Annotated in this window: 17 protein-coding genes; 10 read left to right on the forward strand and 7 right to left on the reverse strand. The window is 45.5% G+C overall.

Annotated elements, in window-relative coordinates; genetic code table 11:
• Positions 1-69: 69 nt before the first annotated feature.
• Positions 70-726 carry an amino acid ABC transporter permease gene (locus EPH95_RS15190; protein WP_142090874.1) on the forward strand — a complete coding sequence of 219 codons (657 nt, stop codon included), beginning with the start codon at positions 70-72 and terminating at the stop codon, positions 724-726.
• Positions 723-1,445 carry an amino acid ABC transporter ATP-binding protein gene (locus EPH95_RS15195; protein ID WP_142090875.1) on the forward strand — a complete coding sequence of 241 codons (723 nt, stop codon included), beginning with the start codon at positions 723-725 and terminating at the stop codon, positions 1,443-1,445. The genes EPH95_RS15190 and EPH95_RS15195 overlap by 4 nt, the downstream gene beginning before the upstream one ends.
• Before the next feature lie 40 nt (positions 1,446-1,485).
• On the opposite strand, the gene EPH95_RS15200 is transcribed toward EPH95_RS15195, so the two are convergent.
• Positions 1,486-2,571: a DUF3500 domain-containing protein gene (locus EPH95_RS15200; protein WP_160141801.1), complete on the reverse strand. Its 1,086-nt coding sequence runs from the start codon at positions 2,569-2,571 to the stop codon at positions 1,486-1,488.
• Between the two features lie 93 nt (positions 2,572-2,664).
• On the opposite strand from EPH95_RS15200, the gene EPH95_RS15205 reads away from it, so the two are divergent.
• From EPH95_RS15205 to EPH95_RS15225, 5 genes are all read left to right on the forward strand, one after another.
• A complete protein-coding gene (locus tag EPH95_RS15205; RefSeq protein ID WP_142090877.1) occupies positions 2,665-3,492 on the forward strand; it encodes an aldo/keto reductase in 828 nt (275 codons plus the stop codon).
• Between the two features lie 236 nt (positions 3,493-3,728).
• Complete coding sequence (locus EPH95_RS15210) at positions 3,729-4,700, forward strand: sodium:calcium antiporter (RefSeq protein WP_160141802.1); 972 nt, start codon at positions 3,729-3,731, stop codon at positions 4,698-4,700.
• Between the two features lie 143 nt (positions 4,701-4,843).
• Positions 4,844-5,683, forward strand: coding sequence for an aldo/keto reductase (locus EPH95_RS15215; protein ID WP_227003937.1), 840 nt, complete (start codon positions 4,844-4,846; stop codon positions 5,681-5,683).
• A gap of 54 nt (positions 5,684-5,737) precedes the next feature.
• Positions 5,738-6,097 carry a PH domain-containing protein gene (locus tag EPH95_RS15220; protein WP_160141803.1) on the forward strand — a complete coding sequence of 120 codons (360 nt, stop codon included), beginning with the start codon at positions 5,738-5,740 and terminating at the stop codon, positions 6,095-6,097.
• A gap of 552 nt (positions 6,098-6,649) precedes the next feature.
• Entirely contained in the window at positions 6,650-6,982 is a 333-nt protein-coding gene (locus EPH95_RS15225; RefSeq protein WP_142090881.1) for a hypothetical protein, read from the forward strand.
• Positions 6,983-7,105: 123 nt separating this feature from the next.
• Here EPH95_RS15225 and EPH95_RS15230 read toward each other — a convergent pair whose 3' ends face one another.
• Together EPH95_RS15230 and EPH95_RS18970 are read right to left on the reverse strand one after the other, a co-directional pair.
• Positions 7,106-8,599 (reverse strand): IS5 family transposase, encoded by a 1,494-nt coding sequence (locus EPH95_RS15230; RefSeq protein ID WP_142088887.1) that lies wholly within the window; start codon positions 8,597-8,599, stop codon positions 7,106-7,108.
• Positions 8,600-8,899: 300 nt separating this feature from the next.
• Positions 8,900-9,061 carry a hypothetical protein gene (locus EPH95_RS18970; protein WP_160141804.1) on the reverse strand — a complete coding sequence of 54 codons (162 nt, stop codon included), beginning with the start codon at positions 9,059-9,061 and terminating at the stop codon, positions 8,900-8,902.
• 29 nt (positions 9,062-9,090) lie between these two features.
• Between EPH95_RS18970 and map the strand changes: the two genes are divergently transcribed.
• Together map and EPH95_RS15240 are read left to right on the forward strand one after the other, a co-directional pair.
• The gene (gene map, locus EPH95_RS15235) at positions 9,091-9,831 is read left to right on the forward strand and encodes a type I methionyl aminopeptidase (RefSeq protein WP_142090882.1); all 741 of its coding nucleotides are present in this window, start codon (positions 9,091-9,093) and stop codon (positions 9,829-9,831) included.
• 9 nt (positions 9,832-9,840) lie between these two features.
• Complete coding sequence (locus EPH95_RS15240) at positions 9,841-10,347, forward strand: O-acetyl-ADP-ribose deacetylase (RefSeq protein WP_142090883.1); 507 nt, start codon at positions 9,841-9,843, stop codon at positions 10,345-10,347.
• A gap of 56 nt (positions 10,348-10,403) precedes the next feature.
• On the opposite strand, the gene EPH95_RS15245 is transcribed toward EPH95_RS15240, so the two are convergent.
• The 4 genes from EPH95_RS15245 to EPH95_RS15260 form a co-directional block, all read right to left on the reverse strand.
• The gene (locus tag EPH95_RS15245) at positions 10,404-11,894 is read right to left on the reverse strand and encodes a BCCT family transporter (protein ID WP_227003938.1); all 1,491 of its coding nucleotides are present in this window, start codon (positions 11,892-11,894) and stop codon (positions 10,404-10,406) included.
• Between the two features lie 303 nt (positions 11,895-12,197).
• Positions 12,198-12,668, reverse strand: a complete 471-nt coding sequence (locus tag EPH95_RS15250; protein WP_227003939.1) for a DinB family protein — start codon at positions 12,666-12,668, stop codon at positions 12,198-12,200.
• A gap of 86 nt (positions 12,669-12,754) precedes the next feature.
• Positions 12,755-14,044: a GntP family permease gene (locus EPH95_RS15255; RefSeq protein ID WP_142090886.1), complete on the reverse strand. Its 1,290-nt coding sequence runs from the start codon at positions 14,042-14,044 to the stop codon at positions 12,755-12,757.
• A 31-nt stretch (positions 14,045-14,075) separates the two neighbouring features.
• Positions 14,076-15,257 carry an iron-containing alcohol dehydrogenase gene (locus EPH95_RS15260; protein ID WP_142090887.1) on the reverse strand — a complete coding sequence of 394 codons (1,182 nt, stop codon included), beginning with the start codon at positions 15,255-15,257 and terminating at the stop codon, positions 14,076-14,078.
• A 240-nt stretch (positions 15,258-15,497) separates the two neighbouring features.
• On the opposite strand from EPH95_RS15260, the gene EPH95_RS15265 reads away from it, so the two are divergent.
• Positions 15,498-17,084: an acetate--CoA ligase gene (locus tag EPH95_RS15265; RefSeq protein ID WP_142090888.1), complete on the forward strand. Its 1,587-nt coding sequence runs from the start codon at positions 15,498-15,500 to the stop codon at positions 17,082-17,084.
• The last annotated feature ends 67 nt before the right edge of the window (positions 17,085-17,151 follow it).

The raw sequence follows: 17,151 nt of genomic DNA on the forward strand, positions 1-17,151 counted from the left end.
AAATAAAGCTGCTCATGCGGGGCCAGGCCATGGGCAGTTTTTGTTTTCATTTTTCGGAAGGAGAGAAATATGAATTTATCACCCGAATCTATGATTGATGTGATTCCGTATCTCACAACCGGCTTATGGTATACATTTATGATCACAATTGTTGGTGTGGCCGTTGGTTGTGTGATTGGAACCGTCTTTGGTTTAATGAGATTAGCGAACAACCGGTTGATTAGCACGATTGCAGCGATTTATGTAGAAGTTGTCAGAGGGACTCCCTTGCTTGCGCAAATCTTCTTTCTTCATTTTGGTGTGCCTAATCTGATTGGATTTAGCATGGATGCGCTTATTAGCGGATACATTATACTCGCGATCAACTCAGGCGCGTACATAGCGGAAATCGTTCGCGGAGGTGTCCAATCTGTTGACAAAGGACAGCTGGAAGCGGGAATGTCGCTGGGTTTAAATGGCTACCAAACGATGCGCTATATCATTTGGCCGCAAGCCGTGAAAATTATGATCCCTCCGTTTGGGAATCAATTTATCATCAGCTTGAAAGATACTTCCCTGTTGGCGACTATCGCCGTAGGCGAACTGATTTATCAAGCCCAACAATTTACGGCATTGACGTTTGATGCCTTTGAGGCTTATTTTATGGTTTGTCTTTTTTATCTGGTGATGACGATCCCGGCATCTCTATTTTTACGCTTTACGGAACGGAGGCTTGAGCGCTCATGATTAAGGTGAAAAACTTACATAAATCCTTTGGCGATAATGAAGTGTTGACGGATATTACAGCCGAAATCGATGCCCGAGAAGTGGTGTGTGTCATTGGCCCTTCCGGTTCAGGAAAAAGTACATTTTTAAGGTGCCTAAATCGTCTTGAAGACATCACTGAAGGAGAAGTGCTTATCGACGAGGTAAACATTGCCGACCCGAAAACGAATATTGATGTTGTGCGGCAGGATGTGGGCATGGTTTTTCAGCACTTTAATCTTTTTCCCCACAAGTCGGTGCTTGACAATGTCATGCTAGCCCCGGCGAAGTTAAAAAGGGACAACAAAGAAGAAATACGTTCCCGTTGTTTAACGCTTTTGGAGAAGGTTGGTCTCTCGGACAAGGCGGATGCGTATCCGTCAAGTCTATCGGGCGGACAAAAACAGCGGGTGGCCATTGCCCGTGCCTTGGCGATGAACCCGAAAGTGATGCTTTTCGATGAGCCGACATCCGCATTGGACCCGGAACTCGTAGGAGACGTGCTTGCCGTTATGAAAGATTTGGCTAACGAAGGAATGACGATGGTCGTTGTTACGCACGAAATGGGCTTTGCAAAAGAAGTCGGCGACCGCGTGTTCTTTATGGACGAAGGCAGAATGGTTGAGGAAGGCACCCCCAAGGAAGTGTTTGATGAAACGAGGCACGCGCGTACAAAGGAATTTTTGAGCAAAATTTTATAAAAAAGTCCGCTCCCCGTATAGAGCGGACTTTTATTGGTGGTTAGAACACCCCGCCATAATCAGCGACTTTATCCCGCCAAATCGTATGGTAATGGGGGTTGTCGGGGTGGCTGTCGCCTTCCCGGGAGGATACTTCGATCCACACTCTTGGTCCGTCAATCCTTGCATATGCCCCTGTTTCGTTCACATCCGTGGAACCTGACCAGGCAATATGTGTATTTTTCAAGGCTTCATCAGAGAAATAGGCGTTAAGCAATTCATTTTTTGTTTGCTCCGGAGCGTCGTTAATCCAAGTTTCGATCGCGTTTTGGACGAGCGTTTGCTGTTCGTTGCCCAGATCGGCATAGGGAATCCCTACTGTCTCCGGATAATCCCCGTCTTCTCCCGGACCGACGAGTACATCGCCAAAGGCTTCCTCTATTTCAGCTGTCTCAAGCTGCTCACGGTCCAATGATTGAAGCATGTCATCAACACCGTTGATCCGCTCAACGATGGGGCGATAGGTCACATTGTCCCACAATGAAAATTCTCGCGGTTCAACCCCTGTAAATTGAGGCGTGGCACTTGCTTCTTTTCCATTAAAAACAAGATTTTCGGCGAGATGATGACCGCTGAATTGCACCATCCAAGGGTCTTTATCCGAAGGCGACCCGAGAATGGCGATGAAATACAGTTCGGGGTCCAACGCTTCATCATTGTATTCCGTGTGCTGGAATGCATCGGCTTTCATGATTTCCGTTAATGTTTCATAACCTTCCTTACTTAATGCCCCTTTCATTAATTTTAGCGCCTCTCTCACACTTTCCTCGGATAAATCTCCGAGTGCTATGCCGTTGCGGTTTTCATATGTAGCCGGAAGGTTTGTCCACGTTGTCGCGTTTTCCTCCGTTAATTCATGATGAACCGCCTCGCGCTCTTCATCGTTTAGGCTGTTTAAAAAATTCTCGGCAAGTGATACTTGATCCTCCTGTTCCACTTCTTCATGAAGCGATTCATTGATCCATTCCAGCATCGAGGCTGTTTCTTCCGACTGGGCTTTTGTGATAGGCACCGTCGCTTCTGTATCAGCGGGCACGGCGACGACCATTAATAGCACGGCTAACCATAACAGTTTTATTTTTCTCATCGCAGTTCCTCCATATCGATGTATAGCTTTATTCATAGCTTGCCCAGAATCGAATTTGCTAAAATGGAAATCAGAAAAATGAGGTGATCCATAATGGCAATAGATGATGTAGTGACGTTAAATAATGGCGTAGCGATGCCGAAACACGGATTTGGCGTGTACAAAATTACCGAGCGGGCAGAAGCGGAACCGGTTATAGAAAGAGCGTTGGACGTAGGCTTCCAGTCTTTTGACACAGCGCAAATGTATGGGAACGAGGCATTGTTGGGAAAGTTGCTTTCAGAGAGTGGGGTGAAAAAAGAAGATGTATTCATCACGACGAAAATTGACAATGATCATCAAGGCTATGATGCTGCGCTGTTTTCTTTTGAGCGTTCGCTCGAGGATTTGCAAGGCCAAATCGATCTATTGCTCGTCCATTGGCCGAGTGGGCGTCATTTTTTCGAGACGTGGAAAGCCTTGGAGCGTTTGTATGACGAGCAGGTTGTGCGGGCAATTGGCGTAAGCAATTATACGCGTGATCATCTTGAAAAATTGCTGGCAGCGGCAAACGTGAAACCGGCTGTCAATCAAATCGAGTGCCATCCTTATCTCTCGCAATATCCGCTCAAGGCGTTTTTAAAAGAACAAAACATCGCTGTTGAGGCTTGGAGTCCGCTCGGGCGTGGGGCAGTGCTAGGTGATCCGCAGATTGAATCGATAGCAAAAGACCACGGCAAGACGGTGGCCCAAGTGATATTGCGTTGGCACCTGCAACAAGAGACGGTTATTATACCGAAGACCGTAACGCCGGACCGAGTGAACGAAAATGCGGAGATCTATGATTTTGCATTGGATGAAGCGGAAATGGAAACGATTGATCGTGTGAACAAAGACGAGCGAAACGGTCCCGACCCTGACGAGATGTTTCAGAAAATATGAAAGAAAAGTCGCTCAAATGCGTTGACACCCCTAGTCCCTTGGCTTACAATAAGAGCAGATATCAAAGGGGAGTAGCTGTTCATTTAAAGTCGTCATGACGGGCCATAATGCCCCGGCTTTAAAGACAACGGAAACCGTTGTTTGCGAGACCTTTGCCTATGTGCAGGCAGAGGTCTCTTTTTATTGCCTTTGCCGGATATCGAACAAAAGCACGATGCGGTAAAGGAGAATCTCTATTGGTCTACGTCTTTTTTATGTTAGCGATCGTTGTCACGGTATTTGCTGCCGTGAAAATATCTGCTTATTCAGATGCCATTAGCCGCTTATCCGGGATGGGTTCGCTGTTGATCGGAACATTCTTGTTGGCGGGGGCCACATCGCTCCCGGAGGTAACAACAAGTGTATCCGCCGTCTATCTGGATAACCCTGATCTAGCGGTAGGGAATGTGATTGGAAGCAATCTTTTTAATCTATTAATATTGGCCGTTTTCGATGTGATGTTCAGGCAGCGGAAAATATTTAAGGTGATTGACCCGCAACAAGGATACACCGCTCTGTTCGGCTTATTGATGATGGCGATCATACCGATCGCGCTCTATTTTACGATAGAAGTCCCTTTTTTAAACGTAGGGGTCGACACGATTGTGATCATTGCCCTTTACCTGCTTAGTTTATGGGTGGTGCGTCGAAAAAGCGAGCGCCCGGAAAAAGAAGAGGGAACGACCGAGGTGCCCGTAAAAGAGAAGTATACATTAAAGCAAGCGCTAAGCGGCTTTTTTGCAGCGGCGATCACGATTTTGATCTCGGGCACCATGCTTACGTTTGCCGGCGATCAAATAGCGACAATTACCGGTCTTGGTTCGAGCTTTGTCGGCAGTTTCCTGATTGCAACATCTACGTCTTTACCAGAGGCCATGACGGTGTTTATCGCGTTTAAACTGAACAATTCAAACCTTGCCGCTGCCTCGATCATCGGCAGCAACCTCTTTAACATGTTGATCTTGTGCTTGTGCGACTTTTTATACGATGGGTCGATTTTACAATCGGCATCCATCAGTCACACCGCAACATCCGTGCTCTTGACCGTGAACAGCGCGATTTTATGTTATGCCATCTTTTCACGCAACGGAAGACACGTTTATTTAGGGCCTTCCGTAATGATTATTCTTTTCTATATCGTAGCGGCAGTATGGATGTATGTGGGATAAGAAATCGAACTGGCAGAAATTGGTGAAAAGATCCGATTTCTTTATCCAAGCTTCTGGGTTTTCATAAGCTATCACAAAACATATATGGTAGCATGTGGGTAGGATTGCAATCTAAAAGTTATTTTTTGGGGGAGGCATATACTTTGATCAACCAAATACCCGAATTCACACTTAATGACGGCACACGTATACCGGCGATTGGCTTTGGCACGTATCAGTTGTGGGGAAACGAAGGTGCGGCGGCTATCGCGGGCGCGATCGATCACGGCTATCGTCTCATCGACACTGCGTATAATTATGAAAATGAGGGAACTGTCGGAGCGGCACTGAAGCGGTCATCGGTTCCGCGTGAAAATTTGCGCATTACGTCGAAATTGCCCGGTCGTTACCACACCTATGATCAAGCCGTGAAGGCCATTCAAGAATCCCTCTATCGGGCCAATCTTGATTATTATGATTTATACTTGATTCATTGGCCGAATCCGATAACAGACCAATATGTGGAAGCATGGCAAGCGCTCATCGATGCGAAAAAATGGGGGCTCATTCGGTCCGTCGGCGTTTCCAATTTTCTGCCGGAGCATCTGGAACGCCTCGAAAAAGAAACAGGCGTATTGCCCAGTATCAATCAAATCGAGCTTCATCCTTTCTTCAACCAACAGGAGCAGCGAAAATGGCATGAGAAGAATGGGGTCGTCACTGAATCGTGGAGCCCATTAGTTCGTACCGATGTTCTCAGTCATGAAATGATAACAAGCATTGCGGACAAGCACGGGAAAACCGTCTCGCAAGTGATCCTGCGCTGGCATTATCAGCTCGGTGCCGTTCCCATTCCGAAATCAGCATCGCCGAAACGTCAGTTGGAAAACATCTCGATCTTTGATTTTGCTTTGTATGACGAAGATATGACGGCAATAAACAAACTGACACTTGCGGATGGGAGAAGGAAAAACCAGGACCCGGCTATGTATGAAGAGTTTTAAGTGGCATATAGTCCTGCAGTTTAAATTTTCATGGTAAAAGAGGGAGGGACACGAATGGTTTTTTGGAGAAGGGCAGATAATCGCCAAAAACACCAAGATCAGGCGTACCAATATCTCATTGAAAACGAGGAGCTATTGCATACGTATGGGTTGATGATTGACTTCGTTGCTCTCACCGATCAAAGGGTCATTTTTGTGGAAAAATCATGGGTATCAAAAAGATCGGAAGTTGTCAGCATTCCTTACAGCAAGATTGAAGAAATTGCATTGCTGAAAGATCGAAGAATGTCAATCTCGAATCCCGTTCGCATCAGCACCCGTTCAAAAGATCACCAACTAAATTTGATCAAAGGAAACGATTCAGTCGGATTTTACAGGCAATTATCGAGACAAATAATGAAATCGGGTAGGTAAAAGAAGGATTACGTAGGCTAATAATACCAAGGGATACCAGCGGATTTATTCAAAAATGATTGCTTCTAAAATGCTGACGATCTAATTTATGACGTCTTTTAAATTTTTCGCTGAACTATTCCCTGGTTTTTTTAAGATCTTATAGCATTGTGCATCCGTTCATACATATCGTATGTAAGGTCTCTCAAATGAAAGGTCAGTGACTTCCTTTTATTGTACACAGACCGGAAACTTTGTCATAGGAGGAGACATATCTTACATATAACTTTTTTAATGATTTTATTTTGACAATTATTCTAAAACATGCAATAATATAGTTTGTTCTCTTCCCCTTAACAACCCTTCCTCTGACCTTTCCCGTTGTTCTCTTAAGCATTCAAATCGTTTTAGCACCACCCTTGCCTTTTCCCTTCAAGTCTCCTCTCATGAACGCCCATTGGCATTGTGCCTGTCACTTCCTCTACATTGTCTCCAATCAATTCCGTTCCTAAGAAAATCCTGATTGTTTTTACACCGTATTTTCAACTTGAATTCCAGAAGGAGGAATTTTTAATGAGTCACGATATTTGCGGATTTAATAAAGCAGGTAATGAGATTTGCCATATTCGTTTTACAATGGGAGATTCAAATGCGTTAATCGTTTATGAATTATTTAATGCATCAGATTATTATGCAGGTGTAAGCGGGAATGGCCATAGCAAGGAAGTGTCATTGCCGGAAGCCGAGAAAGCAATGACGGGCCTCAATCAATTGCATCGTGATAATGAGCCCCATGACCCGAATAATGAATATTTAGTATATCTACGAAGAGAACTTGATAACTTTTTTATGAGTTGCTTGGACACAGCTCAAAAAGAGGGAAGTGTACGAGTGTCTTTCGCTTAAGTACATTTTTAATTACAAGACCCCGTTAGGACAGAGAAGATTTGTCCACCCCCCCGAAAACGATTTTCCTTTCTATTCCCCTTTCTCCTCTATTTAGGGGTTGCTGAATGACCTACCGTTCATTCACGCAACCTTGGGGGAGCCTTCTGAACATCGAACGTCCTGAACCAAATACATGAAAAAAATAAAAAAAGAATGCTCCCGAAGGGCTTTCGAGAGATTCATGACGAGCACTTGGAGGGAAATCACTGTTTCACTGGTATTTCGAAGGCATGCTCGAATAAGACCAAGGCCATAGGTGCGCTTTCCTTCACCGAATTTCCCTTCGATGGCATTTCGTTCTGCGGCATCCTGCTTCTCGATCTGCTTTTGTTCTTTGGATTCTTGTTTGGGAGGACGGCCCAGCTTGGGACCCGTTAGGCGAATCCCGCGTTCCTTGCAGTACTTTCGGTTCTCGCGTGTGAGATAAATCTTATCCGCCAAAACAGCTTCGGGATAAACGCCAGCGCGCTGCGCATAGGCTTCCACGGCGCCAGGAAGATCAGCGGCTTCGTGATACGCATCCCACTGCAAGTTGTCGAGAAACGCCCATCCGTCTACCAGGCTCATGGACAACTTGGCGCCAAACTCCACGTTCGTATGGGCCTTTCCACGAACAATCGGCCGAACATGAGGTTGGTGAATGCTAACGATCCGATCCTCAATGCGGTGGGTCTTTGAATCATACATCTGCCTTTGTTGGCGATACAATTCTTGGATGACAAAGAGTTCACCGTACTGTTTACGGCTGAGTCGGTCGAGTCCGGATTGAAGAGACAGTTTCTCCAGATGGTTGAGATCTCGCTCCACATAGCCTAGCTGCTTTCGAATCGCTTTCCGTACCTTCTTGCGTTTCGGGCTTTTCTGTTTGGCAATGGACAGGTAAGACTTTCGAGCTTGGTTCCGGTAAGTTCGAGGTTTCTTCCGGCTTCCACGGAATGGTTCGTGCAACACGTCAATCATCGTTTCCAGCTTTTCACGGGCTTCATTCAAAAGTTTCAAGTCCGTTGGGTAGGTGATAGCTGCAGGTGCACACGTGGCATCGATCAAGAGCTTTCCTTGATGTGTCTCCGCGGCGTCTGTCTCCTTCTTTTTTTCTTCAGCGGGCGCTGAAGATGAAGGCGTTCCGCGATGATCATCATCGTCATCGCCATCGCCACTATCTTTTTGAGATTGTTGGTCTTCCACGATCCACGCATTGACTTGATCGATCATCTCACGGGATATACGTTTACGAAAGTGCGTCATGGTCGAAGCATCGAAAGGCGCTGTTTCAGTGAATTCAGGCAGGCCAAGGAAGTATTGCAGGTACGGATTCTCGGTCATCTGTTCGACGGTTTCACGGTCACTCGTGCCTAGTTTCTCTTTGATAATCAGGGCACCCAGAGCCATTCGGACCGAATACGCTTGATTCCCTTGTGTCAGGTCCTTGAGGGTTTCCTTATACGCTTCTTCTACTTTCCACCACGGGATCAAGCTTGCCAGCACGACCCAACGGTTATCCGGGTTCAATCGGCCACCGAATGGTAGAAAAAAGTCATCGGGTAAAAGCATTTGATGTTCCGAATGGTGATACATGATTTCGTCCTCCAGGTGCAAGGTTTTTTCGTCTCTTTGTAGACTTTCCTTTGCACTTTACTTCGACAAAAATAGCGAAAATCCTTGTTAATAAGGGAATTTTTATCTATTCAGCAGCACCTATTTAACTCTATGAACCTCCAACTGTAAGTATCGACCCGTGGAATGATGTGTTAGCCAGATGGCTGTTAATGCTCGGGATGGACATTGAAGCTGTCGCTAAAGGTACTGGGCTAGATAAAGAAAAAGTGCTTGAAATCCAACAAGAGTTGCAGCAATAAAGCTTTCTGCTATTTTGATTTATAGACCAAAAAGCCGGTTTGTACGGTGTTTTTGGTTTTTTTGGTCATTGAAACCTTTTTGCTTCTCTCTTTCCAGCAAACTCTCCTTGTTGTTGCATGAAGCCAAGAGGGCTACAATAAATATAAAAGAGAGAAGTGTGCAGATAGGTGCTGCTTCCATTTTTTTATTATCAAAAAGGGGTCTTCATAATGATTGCTACAAATGATAAAGATATCCAAGGTTTGAAAGAAGCGGGCCGTGTGATCGCGGGAATTCGTGATGAAATGATCCGCCGGACAAAGCCCGGCGTGAAAACCATTGAGCTTGATGAATTGGCGGGGGAGATGTTTGCGAAAAGCGGTGCGGTTTCGGCGCCGATCAGCACGTATGGGTTTCCGGGGAATACGTGTATCTGTGTCAATGAGGAGGTTGCCCACGGCATCCCCGGCGAGCGTATCATTCAGGATGGTGATCTCGTTAACATTGATGTGTCCGGTGCTTATAACGATTATTGGGTGGATACCGGTAGGTCCTTTGTCGTCGGTGAGGCGACGCCGGCACAAAACCAATTGCTTGAGGCGACAAAAAAAGTTTTTGATGCCGGTCTCGGAAAGTTCCGGGCCGGGGCAAAGATGAACAATGTCGGACGTGCCGTTCATAAAACAGCGAGGGAAGAAGGGTTCAAAGTCATTAAAAATTTAACCGGTCACGGCGTCGGCTATTCCTTGCGCGATGCGCCCGATCATATTTTTAATTATTTTAACCCATGGGATCGAACGCTTTTGGAAAATGGCATGGTCATCGCCTTTGAACCTTTCGTATCGACGAAAGCCGAGCAAATTTATGAAAAAGAAGACGGTTGGACGCTAACGACACGGGATAAAAGCATGGTCGCCCAGATTGAACATACGATTATCGTCACCAAAGACGAGCCGATTATTGTAACGTGAGGTGTAAAAATGAAGATGGAAGTGCTCCAGGAAGATATTACGACACTGGACGTAGACGCGATTGTTAATGCTGCCAATAAAACGTTGCGCGGTGGGGGCGGCGTGGACGGAGCCATCCATCGTGCCGGCGGAAAAGCAATTCTGGAAGAATGTAAAGAGATCGGCGGTTGTGAGACTGGTGAAGCGGTGATCACCACCGCTGGCAAGATGCCTGTCCGCCACGTTATTCATACTGTAGGACCGGTGTGGAATGGGGGCGAAAATAAAGAGGAGGAGCTGCTTCGAAATTGTTATAAAAACTCCTTGCAGCTGGCGGTGGAGCATGATTTGCAAACAATCGCGTTCCCAAACATCAGTACCGGCGCTTACGGCTTTCCAAAAGAACGGGCGGCACGTATCGCGGTGGAAACGGTGGAGCAAGTGTTGAGCGACAGACCGGCTATTGATAAGGTTTTCTTTATCTGTTTTGACAAGGAAAACCATGATCTGTATTCAGACATGTTAAAGGGTAGTTGAGAAAGCGAACGATGAAAAGCGCACCTGACAACTTGGCTCAGGTGCGCTTTCATGTTTTATAAGGAGTTCATTTCTCTTCTTACTTCCTTAAACAAGACGTAACATATAAACAACAATATAATGGTGAAGGGAGAGGCGATAACAATGGAGATGGTTCTCACTGCATCGACACCACCGGCTAATATAAAAACGGTAGCAGCACCGGCAGTAATGACTCCCCAAGTTATTTTAACGGAAGGTGACGGATGGAGGTCTCCACTCTTGCTAAGCATCCCCAACACAAAGGTGGCTGAATCAGCTGAGGTGATAAGGAACGTAAAAATCAAGACGATAGCAAGAACGCTAAGCAAAAATCCTAACGGCATGTTTCCAAAAAACATAAATAATGCTGATTCAACATCGGCATTTATATTGCTTGCCAGTGCTGTATCGCCTAAATTATGAACCCAATGTAAAGCAGAACCTCCAATAACAGAAAACCAAATAAAGGATACTAATGAAGGCACTAATAAAACCCCTGAAACAAACTGTCTAATCGTCCGCCCTCTAGATATTCTTGCAATAAATGCGCCGACAAAAGGAGCCCATGTTGTCCACCAAGCCCAATAAAAGACTGTCCAATTACCAATCCAATTACTTGCTTCATCACTAAAAGGGTCTAGTCTCAAACTCATGGGTACAATATTTCCGATATAGCTTCCCGTTGTACTGATCAGCATTTCAAAAATTTGTCTTGCTGGGCCGACGATAATCACGATAGCCATTAACAAAAATAACAACAACATATTAAGGTGCGACAAGTATTTGATACCGCGGCTTATTCCTGACCATGAGGAAATAATAAAAAGAACTGTGGCAAGTCCGATGATCACGAGTTGGGTAGTGAACGTATTAGGGGTGCCAAATTGGTAATTTAGACCACCGGAAATTTGCAAGGTGCTTAAGCCGAACGTACTGGCAACCCCTACTGCCGTAACAAAAACAGCAAGAATGTCGATCGTTTTTCCGGAGACACCGTGAACTTTATCCCCTAAAACAGGATAAAAAATAGAGCTTATAGTCGTTGGCAAGCCTTTGCGAAAACTAAAATAAGCCAAACCTAAGGCTATCACCCCGAAAATTGCCCAAGGATGTAATCCCCAATGGAAAAAAGTATACTGCATGGACAAATTTGCAGCTTCTGATGTCGATCCCTCTCCGTAAGGTGGGGTTGTGTAGTGACCAACTGGTTCTGCAACACTCCAAAATACTAAACCGACGCCCATTCCGGCAGCAAATAGCATAGTGATCCAGGAGAAAGTACTGTATTCCGGTTTTTCCGTATCCTTGCCAAGTCGGATGTTACCGGCTTTTGAAAACATTAAATAGAAGCAAAGGGCAACAAAGATAGAACCAACTAGAAGGTAAAACCAATTAAAATTGGTCACGGCAAAGTCTAAAAAAATCGATGCTTGTTCCCCTAACCATTCATAAAAGATAACACCGACCACGACAAAAACAATACTCAACATAAGAGAAATTTTAAAAACACTGTTCTTTTTTAACAAAATACTCTCCCTAACTTTCGATTATTTATCCCGGTGATTAGCCTCCGTGGTTCCAGAGGTCAGATATCGGAAGACGGAAGTCTGATGGCTGAACTTTTCCGTCCCCTTTAAACGCACGGGATGGAAGTTTTGCTTTGACCCAAGTATCGTGTATACCACGATAGAGACATTAACGCAAGTAAAAATATATGTAGCAAAGCTTACTGCTTTGAGCAGTGATCGCGGCTAAAGACTAAAAAAATCGGAACAATGAATTGCTCCGATTTTTCATCTAAACGATATTTTTCTATTTTGGCAGGCGTTCTATACCGACTTTTTCGCTTTTTTGATGCCTTTAATCACTCCCACGTGCATCCCTTCATGATACAATGTGAAATTCAAAATCTCACCGACTGTTGATTGGGACATAAACGGTTCTGTGGCTTTATCATCTAGTTGCCCGGATAATATCTCCTTTAGTTTGGCCGGCTGTTCTTCCAGATGTTGTTTTATTTTATCGAGCGTGGGTACTTCCCCTTCCCAATCCGCGGGCTTTGTCCCGGGGGCAAACAATTCAGGATAGCGAGAAGGCGTTTCAATATTTTTCCCGCCGTAGTTTGAGAGTAAAAGATACTGAACCGTGTAAATATGTGCCAGGTTCCAACGGATAGAGTTGTTAAAACCGGCAGGCATCTGATCGGCCTCTTGTTCGGATAAGCCTTCCATTTCATTTAATGTATTTTGCCGGATCATGTCGATTTGCTGAAATATCTGTTCTTCGTTCATTTTTTGCATCGTCCTTTCTTTTGCATCATTGGATAGGGTTCCATTATAAACTACCCTTGTTGTGATGGATGTTAAACATTTATTGGGCCCTCCCATTAATAAATGCCGAAGCTGGCGAGAATGATTGCCGGAATCACCGACAAAATGGGGATAATGACGGATACGACTGCGATATCTTTATAGGATTCTTTGTGAGACATGCCGGTGACAATAAGGATGGTTAAAATCGCGCCGTTATGGGGGAGTGAGTCGAGCCCCGCCGAAGATAGCGACGCGATTCTGTGAAACGCTTCCGGATCTATACCGGTGGCTTGTGCCGCCGACATATAAGTGTCACTTAGAGCTTCCATCGCGATGCCCAACCCTCCGGAGGCTGAGCCGGTGGCTCCTGCCAATACGTTGGCGGCAACGGCTTGAGAAACCAAAGGATTCCCGGGAACGTTTAAAATAAGATCGGAAAGTTGGGCAAATCCGGGGACATTTTGCACAACCGTTCCAAACCCAACGGCCGCGCTTGTGTTAATAATTGCCAAAACGGAACCGCTGGCTCCTTCATTCATGGCTGTGACGAACCCTCTGTATTTTTGAACACATAAAAGTAAGTTCAATACGATCCCCGATAATAAGGCAACGATAATGTCGAATTGCAACACATTCAACGTGATGACGACCGTTAAAAGCGGTAGAATGGATACTAGAAACGGGGGCGGCGTCCCTTGGATTGTATTTTCTCCTTCTTTTTTCTTCGGTGGTTCCGTGTATTTTTCACCAGCTGTTGTTATTTTTTTCTCCCGCCATTTTAAATACGTATATCCGGTAACGGCCATAAAAGCGCCGGCGGTTAGCCCCATGATAGGAGCCGCGGCTGCCGTCGTTCCGTAATAATCTGTAGGAATTAAGTTTTGAATTTGCGGAGTTCCCGGAAGAGCAACCATAGCAAATGTTAGCGTCCCGAACGCGAGTGTTGCCGGCATTAACCGCCGGGGCAAGTTCGCTTCTTTAAACATGGCTAACGCAAGGGGATAAACGGCAAACGCGACCACAAATACACTGATTCCTCCATATGCAAGTACCGCGCACGAAATCGAGACTCCGAGAATTGCACGTCTTGCGCCAAGCACGTTGATAATACCAGTGGCAATCGACTTGGCCATCCCTGTATATTCCATTAATTTACCAAAAACGGCACCTAGCATAAATACCGGAAACCACTCTTTGGCAAAATCAACAAATCCACCCATATATGTGTCTGTGTACGCGTCCAACAAGTCAAGGCCACCGGTGATTGCCACAATACCGGCGCATATCGGGGCGATCCATATGATGGACCAACCTCGATAGGCCAGAATCATCAAAAGGACTAGTCCGAGCAGTATGCCAAGCATGATCATTTACTCCTTTTTCTTAATGTTGGATCTATGTTGATTTTGATGAGTATTGATAACGATATGCTTTTTGATAGAGATCAATGAGCTCGTCTTTTGTCGGCACTTTGGGGTTGTTGGCGGGGCTTCCGCTTATAAGGGCGTCTTCTGCCATTTTCGGTAACGTACGTTCAAATTCTTGCTGATTGATGCCCCACGAGCCCAAGTTGGGGATATCTAAATCTTCGCACAGTGTAAGGATACGATGGACAAGGGTGTTCGCGCCCTCGTTTGGTGAAACGTTTTTCAAATCGGGATAGACGTGGCACGCCAGTTCATATAAGCGTTCTTGGCAGGCATTCTTGCTATATTCCAATACGACAGGCAAAAGCATGGCGTTCGAGATGCCGTGGGGGACATGGAAAAGTGCGCCGATAGGTCTTGACATTCCATGTACAAGACAAACGGAAGCGTTGGAAAAAGCCATCCCCGCTTGCATAGAAGCAAACATCGTATTGGATCTGGCTGTAATATTGTCTCCGTCTTGATAGGCGTCTTTCAAATTTTCCATGATTAATTGAAAAGAAGAACGTGCAAGCTGGTCGGTGAACGGATGGGCATGTTTGGAAATATAGGCTTCCAGCGCGTGGGTTAAAGAATCGATACCGACAGCCGCTGTCGTGTTTTTCGGTGTGGAAAGGGTGAGGAGTGGGTCGACGATCGCGATTTTAGGCATAAACGCGGGTTGTTTGATCATCATTTTGATTCCATTATTTTCATTTGTAATCACCGTTGCGTCGGTCGCTTCGGAACCGGTTCCGCCGGTTGTCGGAATGGCGATTAAAGGAAGTCCTTCGTTTTCGGCGATTGTTTTTTGGTTCATGTAATCGCTAACAAATCCGCCATTCGTAATGACGACCGAAACGGCTTTTGCCGTGTCGATGCAACTGCCGCCGCCGATGCTGACAATAAGGTCACAAGCAGCTTCCCGGCAAATAAACAACGCCTCATCAACAAACTTATCGGTAGGCTCCGATTCCACGCCTAAGTAAGTAATGACGTCAACACCCGCTTCTTCCAAAAGCTTGCGGCAGGCAGAAACATTGCCTAGTTCATCCATGACCGGATCGCTGATCAAGAGTGCACGCTTTCCTTCCTGGTTGGAAATCTCCCCCACTTTTTTTAAACCGTCTTCCCCATAGATGACTTGTCGAGGAAAATGCATGGTATGCATGGTGATCACCTTTCTTTTCAACAGTCTTGGTTTTTTTATATGCAATTTGTATGCCGAAGTATTAACAAGATGACAAGGGTCATAGAATTAGGAGGCTGTTTATAAAACCGTTTATTCGCAAGAAATGTCTATACACTTAGACACATTAACGTGAACAACTTCCTATACGAATCCTGGATTGTTTATGGCACAAGGTTTGCATTAGTAAACGATGAAACTTCAACCCAGGAGGCATAGCCAATGAACACTCAAGATTTAATCGCTCCACCCCAGTATAATATTGCCGATGCGGTAGAGAAATTCGCAGATATCCCCACGAGAACAGCGATTCGTTGGATGAATGGAGAAGGGGGCATTCGAGAAGTTTCCTATTCGGAGTTGGTCACTAAAGCAAATCAATACGCACAAGTGTTGCGGCGTTCGGGACTTGAAAAAGGCGATAGAGTTTTAATAATGCTCCCGCGTATCCCTGAGGCCTACATCAGCTATCTTGCTTGTCTCAAGGCCGGGTTGGTTGCTATTCCGTGCTCCGAGATGCTTCGAAAAAAAGATCTGATTTTTCGGATGGAGCATTCCGGGGCAAGAGCCATTGTCGCTTATGATCAAACAACAGCCGAGGTCAATGCTATCAACGATGATTACGAAGCACTCGGACGTAAGTTTGTAATTGGACAAAAGGTGAATGGATGGTCGCCGATTGAAGAGCTTGCTGAGCAAGAAAGTGAACAGTATGAAGGGGAAAAAACCTCCCGAGATGACATGGCTTTCCTTTCCTATACGTCTGGAACAACGGGAAACCCGAAAGGTGTTGCCCACACCCATGGATGGGGCTATGCCCATGTGGAGACCGCGGCAAAAAATTGGTTGAACGTCAAGGAAGGGGATCTCGTTTGGGCGACAGCTGCACCCGGGTGGCAAAAGTGGATTTGGAGCCCTTTTCTCTCGACAATTACCCTTGGGGCAACGGCATTTGTCTATCACGGTGGATTCAAGCCGGAAGCTTTTTTAAAGATTTTAGAAAAAGAAAAAATAGAAGTTTTGTGCTGTACACCAACCGAATACCGCTTGATGGTCAGTGTCGATGATCTAACAAGCTATGACCTTTCGAACTTGAAAAGCGCTGTTTCTGCAGGCGAGCCTCTCAATCGACCAGTAATCGAAGCCTTTCAAAACGCTTTTAATATCAATGTTCGCGATGGCTATGGCCAAACTGAAAACACATTACTCGTAAGCATCCAAGAAGGCATGGAAATCAAACCGGGGTCTATGGGCACTCCGACACCGGGTAATCAAGTTGAAGTGATCAACGATGAAGGGGATGCTTCTCCAACGGGTGAAGTTGGGGATATTGCCGTTCATAAAGATTCTCCGGCCCTTTTTAAAGCGTATTATCGTGACCCGGAACGAACGAACGCAACTTATCGAGGCAATTGGTATTTAACCGGGGACCAAGCTTACCGGGATAAGGATGGATATTTTTGGTTTGTCGGCAGAAGTGATGACATCATCATTAGTGCCGGCTACACAATCGGTCCGTTCGAAGTGGAAGATGCTTTGGTCAAACACGAGGCTGTAAAAGAATGCGCGGTCGTCGGAGTTCCGGATGAAATCAGAGGAAGTGTTGTCAAAGCGTATGTTGTACTTCGAGAACCCGGAAATGTTGGCAACATAGAAGAATTTGTCAGCGAATTGCAGGACCATACGAAACGTTTAACCGCTCCCTATAAATATCCAAGAAAAATCGAGTTTATCGATGAATTGCCCAAAACGACCTCTGGAAAAATCAGGCGTGTCACACTTCGAAATGAAGCAAAAGAAACAACCTGATGAATTGTTAAAACCTCGCCGTTGTTTTAAAATAAAAATAGAAAGCGCTTGCATTTTTTAGAAGAGG

This window comes from Salicibibacter halophilus (assembly GCF_006740705.1).
Taxonomy (GTDB): Bacteria; Bacillota; Bacilli; order Bacillales; family Marinococcaceae; genus Salicibibacter; species Salicibibacter halophilus.

Bases quoted from the DNA above. Each gene is read 5' to 3' on its own strand.
- EPH95_RS15190 (WP_142090874.1), top strand. From the start codon at position 70: ATGAATTTATCACCCGAATCTATGATTGATGTGATTCCGTATCTCACA.
- EPH95_RS15195 (WP_142090875.1), top strand. From the start codon at position 723: ATGATTAAGGTGAAAAACTTACATAAATCCTTTGGCGATAATGAAGTG.
- EPH95_RS15200 (WP_160141801.1), bottom strand. From the start codon at position 2,571: ATGAGAAAAATAAAACTGTTATGGTTAGCCGTGCTATTAATGGTCGTC.
- EPH95_RS15205 (WP_142090877.1), top strand. From the start codon at position 2,665: ATGGCAATAGATGATGTAGTGACGTTAAATAATGGCGTAGCGATGCCG.
- EPH95_RS15220 (WP_160141803.1), top strand. From the start codon at position 5,738: ATGGTTTTTTGGAGAAGGGCAGATAATCGCCAAAAACACCAAGATCAG.
- EPH95_RS15225 (WP_142090881.1), top strand. From the start codon at position 6,650: ATGAGTCACGATATTTGCGGATTTAATAAAGCAGGTAATGAGATTTGC.
- EPH95_RS15230 (WP_142088887.1), bottom strand. From the start codon at position 8,599: ATGTATCACCATTCGGAACATCAAATGCTTTTACCCGATGACTTTTTT.
- EPH95_RS18970 (WP_160141804.1), bottom strand. From the start codon at position 9,061: ATGGAAGCAGCACCTATCTGCACACTTCTCTCTTTTATATTTATTGTA.
- map (WP_142090882.1), top strand. From the start codon at position 9,091: ATGATTGCTACAAATGATAAAGATATCCAAGGTTTGAAAGAAGCGGGC.
- EPH95_RS15240 (WP_142090883.1), top strand. From the start codon at position 9,841: ATGAAGATGGAAGTGCTCCAGGAAGATATTACGACACTGGACGTAGAC.
- EPH95_RS15250 (WP_227003939.1), bottom strand. From the start codon at position 12,668: ATGCAAAAAATGAACGAAGAACAGATATTTCAGCAAATCGACATGATC.
- EPH95_RS15255 (WP_142090886.1), bottom strand. From the start codon at position 14,044: ATGCTTGGCATACTGCTCGGACTAGTCCTTTTGATGATTCTGGCCTAT.
- EPH95_RS15260 (WP_142090887.1), bottom strand. From the start codon at position 15,257: ATGCATACCATGCATTTTCCTCGACAAGTCATCTATGGGGAAGACGGT.
- EPH95_RS15265 (WP_142090888.1), top strand. From the start codon at position 15,498: ATGAACACTCAAGATTTAATCGCTCCACCCCAGTATAATATTGCCGAT.